Annotated in this window: 15 protein-coding genes and 1 rRNA gene; 3 read left to right on the top strand and 13 right to left on the bottom strand. The window is 72.8% G+C overall.

Going from position 1 to position 16,255, the window contains the following annotated elements; translation table 11 throughout:
• Nucleotides 1-2: 2 nt before the first annotated feature.
• Nucleotides 3-959 carry an LLM class F420-dependent oxidoreductase gene (locus tag AOQ53_RS11055; RefSeq protein WP_059416831.1) on the bottom strand — a complete coding sequence of 319 codons (957 nt, stop codon included), beginning with the start codon at nt 957-959 and terminating at the stop codon, nt 3-5.
• 147 nt (nt 960-1,106) lie between these two features.
• On the opposite strand from AOQ53_RS11055, the gene AOQ53_RS11050 reads away from it, so the two are divergent.
• Nucleotides 1,107-2,750, top strand: coding sequence for a PucR family transcriptional regulator (locus AOQ53_RS11050; RefSeq protein ID WP_059416830.1), 1,644 nt, complete (start codon nt 1,107-1,109; stop codon nt 2,748-2,750).
• A gap of 116 nt (nt 2,751-2,866) precedes the next feature.
• Here the strand turns inward: AOQ53_RS11050 and AOQ53_RS11045 are convergent, their stop codons facing one another.
• The 5 genes from AOQ53_RS11045 to AOQ53_RS11025 form a co-directional block, all read right to left on the bottom strand.
• The gene (locus AOQ53_RS11045; RefSeq protein WP_059416829.1) at nt 2,867-4,012 is read right to left on the bottom strand and encodes a glycosyltransferase family 4 protein; all 1,146 of its coding nucleotides are present in this window, start codon (nt 4,010-4,012) and stop codon (nt 2,867-2,869) included.
• 209 nt (nt 4,013-4,221) lie between these two features.
• On the bottom strand, nt 4,222-5,940 hold the full coding sequence (gene recN / locus AOQ53_RS11040; RefSeq protein ID WP_059416828.1) for a DNA repair protein RecN: 1,719 nt from the start codon (nt 5,938-5,940) through the stop codon (nt 4,222-4,224).
• Between the two features lie 166 nt (nt 5,941-6,106).
• Nucleotides 6,107-7,012, bottom strand: a complete 906-nt coding sequence (locus AOQ53_RS11035) for an NAD kinase (RefSeq protein WP_059416827.1) — start codon at nt 7,010-7,012, stop codon at nt 6,107-6,109.
• On the bottom strand, nt 7,009-7,824 hold the full coding sequence (locus AOQ53_RS11030; RefSeq protein WP_059416826.1) for a TlyA family RNA methyltransferase: 816 nt from the start codon (nt 7,822-7,824) through the stop codon (nt 7,009-7,011). The genes AOQ53_RS11035 and AOQ53_RS11030 overlap by 4 nt, the downstream gene beginning before the upstream one ends.
• Before the next feature lie 7 nt (nt 7,825-7,831).
• Nucleotides 7,832-8,119 (bottom strand): hypothetical protein, encoded by a 288-nt coding sequence (locus AOQ53_RS11025; RefSeq protein WP_059416825.1) that lies wholly within the window; start codon nt 8,117-8,119, stop codon nt 7,832-7,834.
• 42 nt (nt 8,120-8,161) lie between these two features.
• Between AOQ53_RS11025 and AOQ53_RS11020 the strand changes: the two genes are divergently transcribed.
• Entirely contained in the window at nt 8,162-8,509 is a 348-nt protein-coding gene (locus tag AOQ53_RS11020) for an SCP2 sterol-binding domain-containing protein (protein ID WP_059416824.1), read from the top strand.
• Here AOQ53_RS11020 and AOQ53_RS11015 read toward each other — a convergent pair.
• The 4 genes from AOQ53_RS11015 to AOQ53_RS11000 all read right to left on the bottom strand — a co-directional run bounded on the left by AOQ53_RS11015 (nt 8,493) and on the right by AOQ53_RS11000 (nt 12,569).
• The gene (locus AOQ53_RS11015) at nt 8,493-9,353 is read right to left on the bottom strand and encodes an ABC transporter ATP-binding protein (protein ID WP_099054575.1); all 861 of its coding nucleotides are present in this window, start codon (nt 9,351-9,353) and stop codon (nt 8,493-8,495) included. The two genes, AOQ53_RS11020 and AOQ53_RS11015, sit on opposite strands and share 17 nt — an antisense overlap.
• Nucleotides 9,350-10,390 carry a FecCD family ABC transporter permease gene (locus AOQ53_RS11010; protein WP_059416822.1) on the bottom strand — a complete coding sequence of 347 codons (1,041 nt, stop codon included), beginning with the start codon at nt 10,388-10,390 and terminating at the stop codon, nt 9,350-9,352. Before AOQ53_RS11010 ends, AOQ53_RS11015 begins: the two co-directional genes overlap by 4 nt.
• Nucleotides 10,387-11,430: a FecCD family ABC transporter permease gene (locus AOQ53_RS11005; RefSeq protein ID WP_059416821.1), complete on the bottom strand. Its 1,044-nt coding sequence runs from the start codon at nt 11,428-11,430 to the stop codon at nt 10,387-10,389. Before AOQ53_RS11005 ends, AOQ53_RS11010 begins: the two co-directional genes overlap by 4 nt.
• Before the next feature lie 107 nt (nt 11,431-11,537).
• Nucleotides 11,538-12,569 carry an HAD hydrolase-like protein gene (locus AOQ53_RS11000; RefSeq protein WP_059416820.1) on the bottom strand — a complete coding sequence of 344 codons (1,032 nt, stop codon included), beginning with the start codon at nt 12,567-12,569 and terminating at the stop codon, nt 11,538-11,540.
• A gap of 72 nt (nt 12,570-12,641) precedes the next feature.
• Between AOQ53_RS11000 and AOQ53_RS10995 the strand changes: the two genes are divergently transcribed.
• Nucleotides 12,642-13,934 (top strand): DUF1015 family protein, encoded by a 1,293-nt coding sequence (locus AOQ53_RS10995; RefSeq protein WP_059416819.1) that lies wholly within the window; start codon nt 12,642-12,644, stop codon nt 13,932-13,934.
• A 71-nt stretch (nt 13,935-14,005) separates the two neighbouring features.
• Here AOQ53_RS10995 and AOQ53_RS45465 read toward each other — a convergent pair whose 3' ends face one another.
• From AOQ53_RS45465 to rrf, 3 genes are all read right to left on the bottom strand, one after another.
• Complete coding sequence (locus AOQ53_RS45465; RefSeq protein WP_201785069.1) at nt 14,006-14,731, bottom strand: tetratricopeptide repeat protein; 726 nt, start codon at nt 14,729-14,731, stop codon at nt 14,006-14,008.
• Entirely contained in the window at nt 14,623-15,714 is a 1,092-nt protein-coding gene (locus AOQ53_RS45460) for a hypothetical protein (protein WP_201785070.1), read from the bottom strand. Before AOQ53_RS45460 ends, AOQ53_RS45465 begins: the two co-directional genes overlap by 109 nt.
• Before the next feature lie 273 nt (nt 15,715-15,987).
• A 5S ribosomal RNA gene (rrf, locus tag AOQ53_RS10980) occupies nt 15,988-16,104 on the bottom strand.
• Nucleotides 16,105-16,255: the final 151 nt, after the last annotated feature.

The raw sequence follows: 16,255 nt of genomic DNA, 5'->3' as shown, positions 1-16,255 counted from the left end.
TGTCACTCCGGCCTGAGGGCCGTGAGGGTCCGCTCCCCCGCCGGGTCGCCCGCCGTGGCCGGGACCAGGGCGATCTCGTCGAGACCGGCTTCGGCGTAGGCCTCCATGCGGGCGCGGACGGTGCCGGCATCGCCGACGAGTGCGACCGTGTTCGCGGCCTCGGGCGGCAGGGCCCGCAGCAGGGTGGCCGGGTCGGCTCCCTTGGCGGCCAGTTCGACGACCGCGGCGAGCCCCGCCTCGATGAACATGTCGCTGTAGCCCGGCACGGTGAGATAGCCGACGACGCTGCGCAGGACCTGCGTGAGCGTCTCCGGCTCCGGGTCCACGGCGGCGGGCAGCCAGGCGGCCAGCCGCGGCGGCGTACGCCCGGCCCGCTCGGCGGCGGCGAGCATCCGGGCCCGCAGAATCCGGACCTGCTCGGGGGAGACGATGTCGAGCAGCATCCGGTCGGCGTGCTCCACCGCGGTGGCGATCGCGCGCTCGCCGAACGCCGCGACGGTGACCTCGCCTCCGGGCGGAGGCAGCCGGCGCGGGAAGCCGCTGCCGGGGACGATCGGCTCGCCCGGCGCGCCGTGCATCAACGCGCGCACGGCCGCCGCCGACTCCGCGAGGGCGGCGGCGGGCCGGGTCCGCGGCCGGCCGTGCACGCCCTCGACGACCCGCTTGCTGGACGTGCCCAGGGCCACGCCGACCGGCCGGCCGGTGACGGCCGCGGTGGACGCGGCGCCCCGGACGATGGTGAGCGGGTCGCGCACCGACACCGGCACGGGCCCGGCCGTCAGCGTCGCCTGCCCGGTGGCCGCGCCGATCGCCGTCGCCAGGACGAACGAGTCCCACGTCGGCCCCTCGCCCGCCCACACCTCCCGGTACCCGAGCCGGTCGGCGAGCACCGCCACCCGCAACGGCTCCTCCACCGGACTGTCGTCCTCCCGCCCTACCGCGACCACGCTGATGTCCATGACCGCGCCCGTACCCGGTCATCTCCGCCGTAACCCCGTCCTTGATCGACCGTGGTCCCGTGCTCCGCCGCCGGTGATCCCGCGTTTGATCGCACCCGTGCCTTGCGGAGATGTCCGGGAGGCACCCACGCGGGTAGCGTCCGGCACATGGACAGCGGGACGGACAGCGGCTACGGCACCCAGGGCGCCGGGATCACCGTGCAGCGGGCACTGGAGCTGCCGGGTCTGCGCAGCGGGCTGCCCGAGGTGCTGGCGGGCGCCGACCGGCTCGGGCGGACCGTGCGCTGGGTGCACGCCGGGGAGGTGCCGCACATCGCCTCGCTGCTCAAGGGCGGCGAGCTGCTGCTGACCACGGGCTACGGCCTCGGCACCCGCCCGGCCGAACAGCGGGCGTTCGTGCGCACACTGGCCGAGCGCGGCATCGCCGCCCTGGTCGTGGAGCTCGGCCCACGCTTCACACGGCTGCCCGCCGCCCTCGTCGACACGGCCCGTTCCGCCGGGCTGCCGCTCGTCCAGCTGCACCGCGAAGTGCCGTTCGTCACGGTCACGGAGGAGATCCACACCGAGATCGTCAACGGCCACTACGCGCTGCTCCAGCGGGCCGAGGAGGTGCACCGGCGGTGTACGCAGGCCCTGCTGGGCGGTGGCGGGGTGCCCCAACTCCTAGGCATTCTGGCCGACTTCGGCGGCAACCCGGTCTTCCTGGAGACGGCGGACGGGCAGTTGCTGTACGCAGCCGGGGCCGGTCCCGAGGGTGCGGATCCGCTCCAGGTGTGGGAGGGGCTGCGCGGCCAGCACAAGTACGAGCCGCCGCTCACGGGCTCGGTCCTTGTGGACGTGCCGGGCAGCGGGCCCGGCAGCGGGGGCGTCCGCGCGCGTCTCGTCATGCTTCCGGTGCGGGCTTCCCTGGCGCCGGTGCACCGGATGGCGGCGGAACGGGCCGCGGGCATCCTGGCCGTGGTGCTGATGCAGGCACGGCAGGAGGAGGAGCTCGCGGCGCGCGGACGTGGCGACTTCCTCACGGACCTCGCCGAGGGCCGGGTCACGGCGGAGGACGCCCCGGCGCAGGCGCGCGTGCTCGGCTTCCGGCCGGGCGACGGCCCGCTGCTGCCGGTCGTCATGCGGCTCGGGGACGGCCTGTCGCCGGGGGGAGGCTGGGCGGTGCTGGCCCGGGCGGTGTCCGAGGAACTGGCCTCGGTGGGCGTGCCGGCGCTGCTCGGGGTACGGCCGGTGGAGGGCCGGGTGCTGGTCCTGCTGGGGCTGCGCTCGGAGCCGGAGCGGGCGACGGTCGCGGACCGGGTCGCGACGGCGCTGCGGGCCGGTGTGGAGCGAGCCGGGATGCTGCGGCCGGGCGGGCAGCCGCCCGTGGTGGTCGTGGGGGTGGCCGGCGGCTGGACGGCTGCGGCGTCGGGCCTGCGGCACGCGGCCGAGACGGCGACTGCGGCCCAGGGCCTGCCGGACCGGCCCTGGTACGACGCCCGGCGCCTGGACATCGATCTGCTGCTGTGGCGGCTGCGCGACCATCCGGACCTGGCCGCCTTCGTCGACCGGGCCCTCGGCCCGCTCCTGGAGCACGACCGGCGCTCCCGGCCGCCGCTGCTGCCCACCCTGTCGACCTACCTCGCCCACGCGGGACGCAAGGCGGAGACGGCCCGGGAGCTCCACCTCAACCGGCAGACCCTCTACAACCGCTTGGCGCGCATCGGGGAGTTGCTGGGCACGGACCTCGACGACCCACAGACGGTACTGGCCCTGAGCCTGGCCCTGCGGGCCCGCAGGCACGTTCTCTAGAGCCCCGAGGTGCTCTAGTGCCCCGGCAGAACGTTCGCCCCGTCGCGACGCCCGGCACGCCCTCTCGCCGCACCGGACGCCGCTCCTTGACGGGCAAAACGTTGCCTGCCGGGGCACTAGGCGAGGGGCCGGAGCTGGGTCAACTCGTCGTACACACTGAGGACTTGGGTGACCGTCTCGTCCTCGCTCGGCCAGGTGGCCGCCTGCCGGGCGCCCTTGACCTTCAGCAGCTCCCGGCGCTCGGGGTCGCCGAGCAGGCGTACGACGGTGCCGGAGAGCGCCTCGGCGTCCCCGGGCGGGACGAGTTCGGCCGCGTCACCGACGAGTTCGGGGATGCCGCCGACGTCGGTCGCGACGAGCGGCACGCGCGCATGGAGGGCCTCCTGGGCGAGGACGGAGCGCGCCTCCTCCCACCGGCTCGGCAGCAGGGCGAGGTCGGCGGCGGAGAGCAGGTCCGTGATGTCGTCGCGCCGCCCGATGAGCCGGACGGGCAGCCCCTCGCCCTCGATCCGCTCCTGGAGTTCGCCCCGCAGCGGCCCCTCGCCCGCGATCACGACCAGGGGGACGGGATCGAGCCGCCGCCACGCGCGCGCGGCGTCCAGCAGCACGTCGTACCCGCGGTGCCGCTCCAGGGAGCCGACGGCCATCAGCAACGGCCTTCCGATGGCGCCGAGTTCGGCGCGTACCTTGGGCCGCAGCCGGTCGGGGTCGTCGGGCTCCGCGGGCCTGCGGGGGCCGGGCAGGGCGACGGCCGCGAGCCGTGCGTCACGCGCCCCGGTCCGCCGCGCCCGGTCCACGAGCGTCGAGGTCGTCCCCAGCACCACGGTGGCCGCCTTCACGACGCGCCGCTCCAGGACGCGCAGCAGATGGGCGCGGGCCCCGTCGGCATGCGCCCGGTCGTGCCACGTCACGACGAGCGGAGTCTGCACGCGCCGCCCGCTCAGCGCGAGCACGGTACGGAACGAGGCGTGAAGCCCGTGCGCGTGTACCAGATCGGCGCCGGCACAGGCCGCCCGCAGGGCCGCCACCGACACCGGGTCACTGCTGCGCGGCACATGCAGATGCTCGGCCCCGACGCCGCTGAAGTCATAAGCGCGATCCGCCTCACAGGGGGCGCACACCGTGACTTTCACGCCCCTCGCGACGAGCCCCGCGGCCAGGGAGCGCACATGCGCGCTGCTGGCCGCGTTGCCTCCGCCCAGCACCTGCACGGTGCGCAACGGCGACTGGCCATGCGGTGAGTGGCTGCTCACGGGGGTCACGTGGCCGGGCTCCTGGTTCGGGTCGGGCGGTCACCGCGCAGGATTTCCACGCGTACTCCGCCAAGGATGCCAGGACATATGCGGGTTCCGGGAACGCCCGAAGCCCGACGGCGCGACAGTGGGGCGCGACATCGGGGGGATGCGCCGGGCCGGGTCACTCACACGAGTGAAGATCGGCACTTCCTCCGACAGACGCGACCGCTCCTCCGCTACAGATCCGCCCGAGCCGTGGCCAGCAGCTCCTCCGCGTGCGCCCGGGCCGTCTCCGAGTCCTCCTGGCCGGCGAGCATCCGGGACAGCTCCCGGACCCGCTCCTCCCCTTCCAGCACCTTCACACCGGAACGGGTGACCGACCCGTCGTTCGTCTTCTCGACCAGCAACTGCCGGTCGGCGAAGGCGGCGACCTGCGGGAGATGGGTCACGACCACGACCTGCGCGGTCTTCGCCAGGCGTGCGAGCCGTCGGCCGATCTCGACCGCCGCCTTGCCGCCGACACCGGCGTCGACCTCGTCGAAGAGATACGTCGGCACGGGGTCCGTCCCCGCGAACACGACCTCCACGGCCAGCATCACGCGGGACAGCTCACCGCCGGACGCCCCCTTGGCGATCGGCCGTGCCGGCGCCCCCGGATGCGGGGCCAGCAGCAGCTCGACCTCGTCGGCGCCCGCGGGCCCGTACGCGACCGGACGGCCGCCGACCTCGACGCCGTCGGGGTCCTCGGTCTGCCGGATGTCGAAGGACACCCGCGCGTGCGGCATGGCCAGCGAGGCCAGCTCGGCGGTCACGGCCGCGGCGAACCGCTCGGCGGCCTCCGTCCGCGCGTCCGTCAACGCCTGTGCGAGCCCGCCCAGTTCGGACCGCAGCGCGTCCCGCTCGGCGGTCAGCTCCCCGATCCGCTCGTCGTCGCCGTCGAGTTCGGTCAGCCGCGCGGCACTGCGCTCGGCCCAGGCCAGCACGGCGGCGACGTCCTCGCCGTACTTCCGCGTCAGCCCGGTCAGCGCGGCCCGCCGCTCCTCGACGGCCGCCAGCCGCAGCGGATCGGCGTCCAGGTCGTCGGCGTACCCGGCCAGGTCCCCGGCCGCGTCGCGCAGCAGGATCCCGATCTCCCCGATCCGGTCCGCGAGCGCGGCCAGCGCCGGGTCGTGCGACCGTACGGCGTCCAGGGCCCGCTGCGCGCCCGCGACGAGCGTCCCCGCGTCGACGCCCTCGGGGTCCTCCGGATTGCCCGCGAGCGCGGCGTGCGCGACCGCTGCGGCGGACGCCAGCGCCTCGGCGTGCCCGAGCCGCTCGGCCTCCTCGGCCAGCTCCACGTCCTCACCGGCCCGGGGCTCGACGGCGGCGATCTCGTCGAGCCCGTAGCGCAGCATGTCGGCCTCCTGGGCCCGTTCACGCGCGCGTGTGGTGATCTCGTCGAGCTCGGCGGAGACGGCCCGCAGCCTCTTGTACGCCTCGCCGTATTTCTCCAGCGGCACGGCGACCGCGTCGCCCGCGTACCGGTCGAGCGCCTGCCGCTGCCGGGACAGCTTGAGCAGGCCCTGCTGGTCGGTCTGCCCGTGCACGGCGACCAGCTCGTCGGCGAGCTCGGCGAGCACCCCCACGGGCACACTGCGCCCGCCCAGGTGCGCCCGCGAGCGCCCCTCGGCGGAAACGGTACGGCTGATCAGCAGCGCCCCGTCGTCGAGCTCGGCCCCGGCCTCCTCGGCGCGTACGGCGGCCGTGGCGTCCTCGGGCACGGTGATCCGCCCTTCGACGACGGCCTTCCCGGCCCCGATCCGCACGAGCGCCGGGTCCGCGCGCCCGCCCAGCAGCAACCCGAGGCTGGTGACCACCATGGTCTTGCCCGCACCCGTCTCACCGGTGACCGCGGTGAACCCGGGCGACAGCTCGACAACAGCGTCGTCGATCACACCGAGCGACCGTATCCGCATCTCCTCCAACACGGACACGACCTTACGAGGTCCGAGCCGAGGATTGCGACTGGCCCACTCTTGTCACCCGCGCGAGTGGACCGGCCCGAAGGGCCGCGGGGAACTGCGCGAACAGCCACAAACCACCCGCACCCGCCGACGACGACAAACCACCCCCCACAAACCGCTAGTGAGGAGCCCCCCGCCACCCGGAAACGGGCAGAGCGAACTTCGCCACCAGCCGATCCGTGAACGACGCATGATGCAGCCGAGCCAGCCGCACCGGCACTGCCCCCCGCCGCACCTCCACCCGCGCCCCCGGCGGCAACTCCACAGTCCGCCGCCCGTCACACCACAGAACCCCTGGCGGAATATGTGGCAGAACCTCCACAGCCAACACAGAATCCGGCGATGTCACCAACGGCTTCGCGAACAAGGCATGCGCCGAGATCGGCACCATCAACAGCGCTTCGACCTCCGGCCACACCACCGGTCCACCCGCGGAGAAGGCGTACGCGGTCGACCCCGTGGGCGTCGCGCACACGATCCCGTCACAGCCGAACCCCGTCACCGGCCGCCCGTCGATCTCGAGGACGACCTCCAGCATCCGCTCGGCCGACACCTTCTGCACGGCGGCCTCGTTCAGCGCCCAGTCCGTGTGCACGATGTCCCCGTTGCGGTGCACCACGACGTCGACGGTCATCCGCTCCTCGACCTCGTACGCCCTGGACACCACCCGGTCGACGACCTTGTCGAGGTCGTCCCGCTCGGCCTCCGCGAGGAACCCGACCCGCCCGAGGTTGACGCCGAGCATCGGAACCCCCGACGCCCGCGCGAACTCGGCACCGCGCAGCAGCGTGCCGTCACCGCCCAGCACGATGAGCAGCTCACACCCGTCGAGGCACTGCGGAGTGGCCTCCCCGACCAGCTCCACCTCGTCCGGCAGCGGGAGGTCACGCGCCTCCGCCTCCAGGACGCGCACGCCCAGCCCGGAGCGCAGCAGCCCCTTCACCACGAGCTCGGCACTGCGCACGGCCGCGGGCCGGCCTGTGTGGGCGAGCAGGAAAACAGTACGAGCTCGGTTCTCGGTCAACGCGGCCCCTCCGCAACTGCACGGTCGACATCGGCCGGGTCCAGTTCCGGTGCCCCGGCCCGCAGCCACAGAAAGTATTCGACATTCCCCGACGGCCCGGGCAGCGGACTGGCCGTCACGCCCTTCACCCCGAGCCCCAGCCCCCAGGCCTTCTGAGCCACCCCCGTCACCGCTTCGGCCCGCAGCTGGGGGCTGCGTACGACTCCCCCGCTGCCCAGCCGCTCCTTCCCCACCTCGAACTGCGGCTTGACCATCATCACCAGGTCCGCGTCCGGCTTCACGCACCGCACCAGGGCTGGCAGGACCAACCCGAGCGGGATGAAGGACAGATCCCCCACGACAAGATCCACAGGCTCCCCATCGATCTCTTCAAGTGTCAATTCGCGTACGTTCGTACGGTCCTTGACGGTGACGCGTTCATCCTTCTGAAGAGACCATGCGAGTTGTCCGTATCCGACGTCCACGGCGACGACGTGGGCGGCCCCCGCCCGCAGCAGGACATCGGTGAACCCGCCGGTGGACGCGCCGGCGTCGAGCGCCCTGCGCCCCTCGACGACCAGGCCCTGCGGCAGGAACGCCGTCAGCGCGCCGGCGAGCTTGTGGCCGCCGCGCGACACGTAGTCGGGGTCGTTCTCGTCGGCCGCCACGACGATCGCGGCCGCGGTCTCCACCTGCGTGGCGGGTTTGGTCGCGACGGTCTTGCCGACGGAGACCCGCCCGGCGGCGATCAGCTGGCCGGCATGCTCACGCGAGCGCGCGAGCTTCCGGCGGACCAGCTCCGCGTCGAGACGGCGGCGTGCGACTCCTGCCACGTTCGGTTCAGCTCCTAGGTCCGTGCTGCGACGGGGGCACCGGAGGTCCCGGGCGGGCGTCGAGCGCGGTGAGCGCGTCGCGCAGCCCCCGGTGTACATCCTCGTACACCTCGACGTGTCCGTCCGTGGCGAGGTGGTCCGCGTCGCCGAGCCGGTCCAGGGCCGCGTCCACGCCGGCGTCACCGGTGGGCGTGCGGGGCACGTTCAGCGGGGCGGGAGAGGCGGGGTCGTACCCGGGATCGGGAGCGGGCTCGTCCTCCGCCACCGCCGGGGTCTCGGGAACTGCGTCGTCCATGCCCCGACGCTACCGCGAACCGCTGCGGTACCGTCGACCGCGATGGCCACGATAGAGGAGTGCCGCAGCGCACTCGACAAGCTCTCCGACAACATGCAGCACGCCGAGGGGAACGTCCGCGAGGCCGCGGCCCTGGACCGTTCCGTGAGCTGCCACATCACGGACCTGGACGTCACCTTCCTCGGCCGTATGCAGGGCGGGCGGATCGTCGTGCGCGACACGGTCCAGGGGCCGCCGCCCGACAAGGCCGAGATCAGACTGGCCATGACCGGTGACGACCTGGTCGCCCTGGTCGACGGCGAACTGAACTTCGCCAAGGCCTGGGGCTCGGGCCGGGTGAAACTGAACGCGGGCGTGCGGGACCTGCTCCAGCTCAGGAAGCTTCTGTAGCGGCCACCTTCTCGGCCCCGCTCCCCGCCCCGACGCGTGCCTTCCGCGCCGCCGGCACGACCAGCGGCGTGCCCGTCTCCGGGTCGTCGATGACCTGGCAGCGCAGTCCGAAGACCTCCTCGACCAGCTCGGCCGTGACGATGTCCTTCGGCGCGCCCTCGGCGACGACCCGGCCCCCGCGCAGGGCGATGAGGTGCGTGGCGTAGCGGGCGGCGTGGTTCAGGTCGTGCAGCACGGCTACGAGCGTGCGCCCCTGCTCCTCGTGCAGCTCCGCGCACAGGTCCAGGACGTCGATCTGGTGCTGGATGTCCAGGAACGTCGTCGGCTCGTCGAGCAGCAGCAGCGGTGTCTGCTGGGCGAGTGCCATGGCGATCCACACGCGCTGGCGCTGACCGCCCGACAGCTCGTCGACGTACCGGTCGGCCAGCTCGACGACGCCGGTCTGGCGCATCGACTCCTGGACGACCCGCTCGTCCTCGGTCGACCACTGGCGCAGGATGCCCTGGTGCGGGTAGCGGCCCCGGCCCACCAGATCGCCGACGGTGATGCCGTCGGGCGCGATAGACGACTGGGGCAGCAGACCGAGAGTCCGCGCGACCTTCTTCGCGGGCATCGACTGGATGGTCTGACCGTCGAGCAGCACCCGGCCCTGGCTGGGCTTGAGCATCCGCGACAGCGCCCTCAGGAGCGTCGACTTGCCGCACGCGTTGGGGCCGACGATCACGGTGAAGGAGTTGTCGGGTATCTCCACCGACAGTTGCTCGGCGATCACCCGCTGGTCGTAGGCGAGGGTGACGTTCTCGGCGGACAGACGGTTCACGGTGCTCCTTCGGTTCTTGCTCATATCCGGCCCGCCTTGCGTTCGGTGACCAGCAGCCACAGCAGGTAGACGCCGCCGAGCACGCCGGTGACCACGCCCACGGGCAACTGCTCGGCGCCGAACGCCCGCTGCGAGAGCCAGTCGGCGATGACCAGCAGGGCGGCCCCCATGCACAGGGACGCCAGCAGGTTCGGGCCGGGCGCGCGGGTCAGGCGCCGGGCCAGCTGCGGAGCGGTGAGCGCGACGAAGCTGACGGGACCGGCAGCGGCCGTCGCGGACGCGGTCAGCAGCACGGCCGCCACCATCAGCAGCAGCCGTACGCGCTCCACTCGCACCCCGAGGGCGTACGACACGTCGTCGCCCATCTCCATCATCCGCAGCCCGCGCGCGTTGCTGAGGACCAACGGCACGAGCACGGCGCACAACCCGAGCAGCGGCCAGACCTGCGCCCAGTCACGGCCGTCGAGGGATCCCGTCATCCACACGACCGCGCGGGCCGCGTCCACGATGTCGGACTTGGTGAGCAGATAGCCGTTGACCGCCGTGACGATCGCGGAGACGCCGATGCCGACCAGCACCAGCCGGTATCCGTGCACGCCCCGTTTCCAGGCGAGCACGTAGATGGCGAAGCCGGTCACCAGGCCGCCCACCAGCGCGCCGGCGGTGACCTGGTTCGCGCTCCCCGAGAACAGCACGATCACCGTGAGCGCGCCGGCCGTCGCCCCCTGCCCGAGGCCCAGCACGTCCGGACTGCCCAGCGGATTGCGGGAGATGGACTGGAACAGCGCACCGCCGAGTCCGAGCGAGGCGCCGACCAGCAGCCCGACCAGGACGCGCGGGAGCCGCAGTTCGTTGACGATGAACTCCTGGCCCGCGTTGCCCTCGCCGAACAGCGTCCGCAACACGTCGGCGGCCGGGATCGGGAAGTCGCCGGTGCCGATGAGCACGACGCTCGCCGTGAGCGCCGCGACCAGCAGCAGGAGCACGACGGTGAAGGCCCGCACGTCCAGGCGTACGGAGAGCCCGCCCGGGGTCCTCACAGCACGGTTGGTGGTCTTCACAGCTGCGCCGTCCTCCGCCGTCGTACGAGATAGATGAACACCGGTCCGCCGAGGATCGCGGTGACGATGCCCACCTGGAGTTCCGCGGGCCGGGCCACGATCCGGCCGATGACGTCGGCGCCGAGCAGCAGCACGGGCGACAGGATCGCCGCGTACGGCAGGATCCAGCGCAGGTCGGGCCCGGTGAAGGAACGCACGACGTGCGGAACCATCAGCCCGACGAACACGATCGGCCCGCAGGCCGCGGTCGCCGCCCCGCACAGCACGGTCGCGGCCAGCATGGACAGCGCCCGCGTCCGGTTCAGGTTGGCGCCGAGCGCCTTGGCGGTGTCGTCGCCCATGGCCATGGCGTTGAGCGGCCGGGACAGCGCCAGCGCCAGGACCATGCCGGCCAGCAGGAACGGCAGGACCTGCCGGATGGTCGAGTCGTTCGCCGCGGACAGCGAACCGACCGTCCAGAAGCGCATCTTGCCGAGCGCCGCGTCGTCCATGATCATCACGGCCTGGAGGTAGCCGTAGAGCGCGGCGCTGATCGCCGTACCGGCGAGCGCGAGCCGCACCGGCGTCGCGCCCCGGCTGCCGCCGAGGAACCACACCAGCGCCCCGACCGCGGCCGCGCCGAAGAACGCGAACCAGACGTAGCCGCTGAGCGAGGTGATCCCGAGGAACGTGACGGCCGTGACGACCGCGGCGGAGGCGCCCGCGTTGATGCCGAGCAGTCCGGGGTCGGCCAGCGGGTTGCGCGTGAGCGCCTGGAGAACCGCTCCGGCCAGACCGAGGGCGGCGCCGGCGAGCAGCCCGAGCACGGTCCGCGACAGCCGCTCCGCGACGACGACGTCGCCGTACGTCCCCGAATCCTCGAACAAGCCGTGCCAGACCTGCCCGAGGGACAGCTCTTTCGCTCCGACCGCGATACTCGCCAGCGCGACGAGCACCAGGATCGCGACGGCCAGGAGGAGCCCAAAGGCCCGTATCGCCCGTCGGGTCGGGGGCGCGGGGGCGGTCTCCGCGCGCTGTTCGGGGGGACTGTCGACCAACACGCAGGTTAGGTTAGCCTACCCTGCCATTCGATCTCGATTCCGGACGACGACCGCCGCCACCAACGCCCGGCCGGAGCGTGCGCACGCGCCGCGGATCCAACCGACGCTCAAAGACCCAGCCTTGCCAGCGACTTCCCCCCGTCCAGCTCGCACACACCCGCACCGGCGGCCGTCCATGCCGCGGCGCACAACGCACGCAGCCCGTCCAGCGCCTCGCCGTCCCCGTCGAGCTCCAGCCGGTCCGCACCGGCCGTCGCCGTCCAGCCACCGCACCGGAACCCACCGTCGTCGGCCGCGTCGACGTCCGGCTGACCGCTGAGCATCCCCCGCAGATCGGCGTCCACATACGTCGGCCGGTGCTGCGGCGGCGCGGCCAGCAGCTGCGCGCCGTCGCTCACGCCGGTCAGCACGAGCAGCGAGTCGACGTCCCCGTTGAACGCCCCCTCGATGTCCGTGTCCAACCGGTCCCCCACCACCAGCGGCCGCTTCGCCCCGGTCCGCAGGATGGTCTCCCGGTGCATCGGCGGCAGCGGCTTGCCCGCGACCTGCGGCTCGGCACCCGTGGCGATCCGCACGACCGCCACCGCCGCGCCGTTGCCCGGCGCGATCCCCCGCCCGCTCGGAATCGTCAGGTCGGTGTTCGAGGCGAACCAGGGCACACCCCGCGCGACGGCGTAACTGGCCTCCGCGAAACGGCCCCACGGCAGCTCCGGACCGCCGTACCCCTGCACCACCGCCGCCGGATCGTCGTCCGCCGACTCCACGGGCACGAGCCCGCGCTCGCGCAACGCCACCCGCAGCCCCTCACCGCCGATCACCAGCACACGGGCGCCCTGCGGCACCTGCTCACTGATCAGCCGCGCGACCGCCTGCGCCGAGGTGATGACATCGTCCGCGCCCGTCGGTATGCCCAGCTCGGTCAGATGCTCGGCCACCGTGTCCGGAGTCCGCAGCGCGTTGTTCGTGACGTACGCCAGACGCATCCCGCCCTTCCGGGCCGTGGCCAGCGACTCGACCGCGTGCGCGATCGCGCTCCCGCCCGCGTACACGACGCCGTCCAGGTCGAGCAGCGCCGTGTCGTACGCCTCGCTCAGGGCCTGCCCACTGCCCCCGAGCCTCGTCCTGACGCTTCGGCTCATCCCGCATCGCTCCTCGTTCGACGGCTTTCCCCCGATCATCCCCCATGCCACTGACACCCGTACGATGCCGGGATGAACACAGCAGGTCACTCGGAAGCAACGGAGCGCCGAGGCCTGGAACTCACCCCGTTCCGAGGCCTTCGATACGACCCCGACCGGGTCGGCAGCCTGGCCGCAGTGACGTCCCCGCCGTACGACGTCGTCGTCCGCCCCGACGGAGTGCACCATCTCGAGTCCGCCGACCCGCACAACATCGTCCGTCTGATCCTCCCCCAGGCCGCCACCCCCAGCGCCCGCAACGACCAGGCCGCCAAGACCCTGCGCCGCTGGCTGTCCGAGGGCGTCCTGACCCCCGACCCGGATCCCGGCCTGTACGTCTACGAGCAGCGGGACAGCAACGGCATGCTGCAACGCGGCGTCATCGGCACCCTGCGGGTGTCGGACCCGGCCGAGCAGGTGGTGCTGCCGCACGAGGACGTCATGCCGCACATCGTCGCCGACCGCGCGGCCCTGATGCGCGCCACCTCCGCGAACCTCGAACCTCTCCTGCTGACCTACCGCGGCGACGACTCGACGACCGCCACGGCAGACCTGATCGAGCGCACCGCCGAACAGCCACCGCTCCTCGCGACCACCACCGAGGACGGCTTCAGCCACCGCCTGTGGTCGGTCACCGCCCCCGCCGACCTGGCCACGATCCAGGGCGACCTGGCCCGTCACCAGGCCCTCATCGCCGACGGCCACCACCGCTGGGCGACCTACCACCGCCTCCGCACGGAGCACCCCTCCCCCAGCCCGTGGGACCACGGGCTGGTCCTCCTGGTCGACACGGCCCGCTACCCCCTCCGCGTCCGCGCCATCCACCGCCTTCTCCACGACCTGCCGGTCGGCGAGGCCGTGGCCGCCCTGGACGGCCATTTCCGCGTGCGCCGCCTCGAAGTCCCGCTGTCCGAGGCCCTGGAGGCACTGGCGGACGCGGCCTGCGCGGGCAACGCGTTCCTGCTCGCCGGCGACGGTGCCTTCCACCTCGTCGACCACCCGGACCCGGATCTCCTGGCCCGCACGGTCCCCGCCGAACGCCCCACCGCCTGGCGCACTCTCGACGCGACGGTCCTGCACGCCACACTCCTCGACCACGTCTGGCACATCCCCGAGGACTCACCCGCGCACATCTCCTACATCCACGACGCGGCCGCCACGGTGGCGAAGGCGGAACGCGACGGCGGCACGGCCGTTCTGATGCACCCGGTCCGCGAGGAGGTCGTCCGCGACCTGGCCCGGCAGGGCGTCACCATGCCACGCAAGTCGACGTCGTTCGGCCCGAAGCCCGCCTCCGGCCTGGTGCTGCGCGTGCTGGACCTCTGACGCCGCTGGTTTTGACACGCGAAAGGGGGCGGATTCCGACCGGAATCCGCCCCCACTCCCTCTACGCGACGTCAGTCCTTCTCCTCCGCGGAGGCCTCGCCGCCTTCACCTTCGTCCTCGGCCAGGGCGTCCACGAACTCCACCCCGTCCAGCTCGGCGAGCCGGTCGGAAGCGTCCGTGCTGCCGTCCCGGTCGGCCTCCACGGCCTTCGCGAACCACTCCCGCGCCTCGCTTTCCCGCCCAGCCGCCAGCAGCGCGTCGGCGTAGGCGTACCGCAGCCGCGCGGTCCACGGCTGCACGGAGTTGGAGGCCAGCTCCGGGCTCTGAAGCGTCACGATGGCCGCGTCCAACTGCCCCATGTCCCGCCGCGCACCGGCCGCGACGAGCCGCATCTCGACCTGCCCGGCCTTGTCGAGCTTGTGCACCTCGGGTGCCCCGGCCATGTCCAGCGCTTTCTCCGGCCGCCCGAGCCCGCGCTCGCAGTCGGCCATGACAGGCCACAGATCGATGTTCCCGGTCATGCGCTTGGCGGCCCGGAACTCGGCCAGCGCCTCGCCGTACTTCTGGCTGGCGTACGACGCGAACCCGGCGGCCTCCCGCACGGCGGCGACACGCGACGCCAGCCGCAGCGCCACCCTGGAGTAGCCGTACGCGCCCTCGGGGTCCTCGTCGAGGAGCCGCGCGACCATCACGAGGTTCTTCGCGACATCGTCCGCGAGCGTCTTCGGCAGGCTCTGGAGCTCCTGCCGTACGTCCTTGTCGATCTCTTCACCCGTGACGTCCTCGGGGATCGGCAGCCGCTTGATCGGCTCCCTGTCCCGCTCGCGCTCGTCACGGAACCGGCCGCCGCCACGCCGGTCGTCACGACGGTCGTCGCGCCGGTCATCACGGCCCCGGAAGCCCCCGGGCCGCCCACCGCGATCGTCGCGGCGCGGCCCACGTCCGCCACGGTCGTCCCGGCCGCGGAAGCCGCCACGGTCGCCGCGGGTATCGCGAGTGTCGCGGTCGCCACGGGTGTCGTCCCGACGGAAACCCCCACGCCCGCCCCGAGGAGCATCGTCGCGCCGGAAACCACCACGGTCCCCACGGTCGTCCCCACGGCGGTCGTCACGGCGGTCGTCCCCACGGCGGTCATCCCGTCGGTCGTCACGCCCCCGGAAACCACCGCGGTCACCGTCGCGCCGGACGCCGCGGTCCCGGTCGTCGCCACGGAAGCCGCGGTCCCGGTCGTCCCGGCGCTCTCCGCGGTCGTCACGGCGGTGGAATCCGCCGCGGTCGCCCTCACGCCTGTCATCGCGACGGTCGTCGCGCCTGTCGTCCCGACGGTCATCCCGTCGGAATCCACCGCGCTGCCCACGGTCGTCGTCTCCGCGCCGGACATCGCCCCGGCGGTCGTCCCGCCGGCCATAACCGCCGCCACGGTTGTCGTCGCGCCGGAAACCGCCACGGTCTCCCCGGTCGTCCCGTCGCTCCCCACGGTCATCACGCCGGAACGAGGGCCGCTCCCCACGGTCATCACGCCGGAACGGAGGACGCTCCCCACGGTCATCACGCCGGAACGGAGGACGCTCCCCACGGTCATCACGCCGGAACGGAGGACGCTCCCCACGGTCATCACGCCGGAACGGGGGACGCTCCCCGCGGTCGTCACGCCGGACATCTCCCCGGTCGCGATCGTCCCTGTGCGGCCCTCGGTCACGGTCATCGCGCCGGCCGTGGCCACCACCACGGTTGTCGTCACGCCGGAAACCACCACGCTCCCCGCGGTCGCTTCGCTCACCTCGGTCGCTCCGACCGCCACGGTCGTCCCGGCCGCGGAAGCCGCCACGGTCGCCGCGGTCCCCGCGCTGACCGCCGCGGTCGCTCCGGTCCCCCTCCCGTCGCTGCTGGTCTCGCTCCGGTCGGTCGTCGGGAGAGTTGGTGGACATGGTGACTCCTGTCTTCGGTACCGCAAGTCATTCTCGCGCAGCCGGGTGCCCAGCGCGCAGTGCAAAAACAAAAAGGACCCCTGGTCCCAGCTGAACGCTGGTGACCAGGGGTCCTTCCAAAGATTGTTCGGCGGCGTCCTACTCTCCCACAGGGTCCCCCCTGCAGTACCATCGGCGCTGTAAGGCTTAGCTTCCGGGTTCGAAATGTAACCGGGCGTTTCCCCTACGCTATAACCACCGAAACCCTAATGGTTTCGAGCGAACAAGCACACTCTTCAATTGTGTGTTCTACTCAAAGCCGACAACTGTTCGTTGTCTCAGAACTAACACAGTGGACGCGAGCAACTGAGGACAAGCCCTCGGCCTATTAGTACCGGTCAACTCCACACGTTA

This window comes from Streptomyces azureus, from assembly GCF_001270025.1.
Lineage (GTDB): Bacteria > Actinomycetota > Actinomycetes > Streptomycetales > Streptomycetaceae > Streptomyces > Streptomyces azureus.
This window is presented reverse-complemented; position numbering and strand designations above follow the sequence as displayed.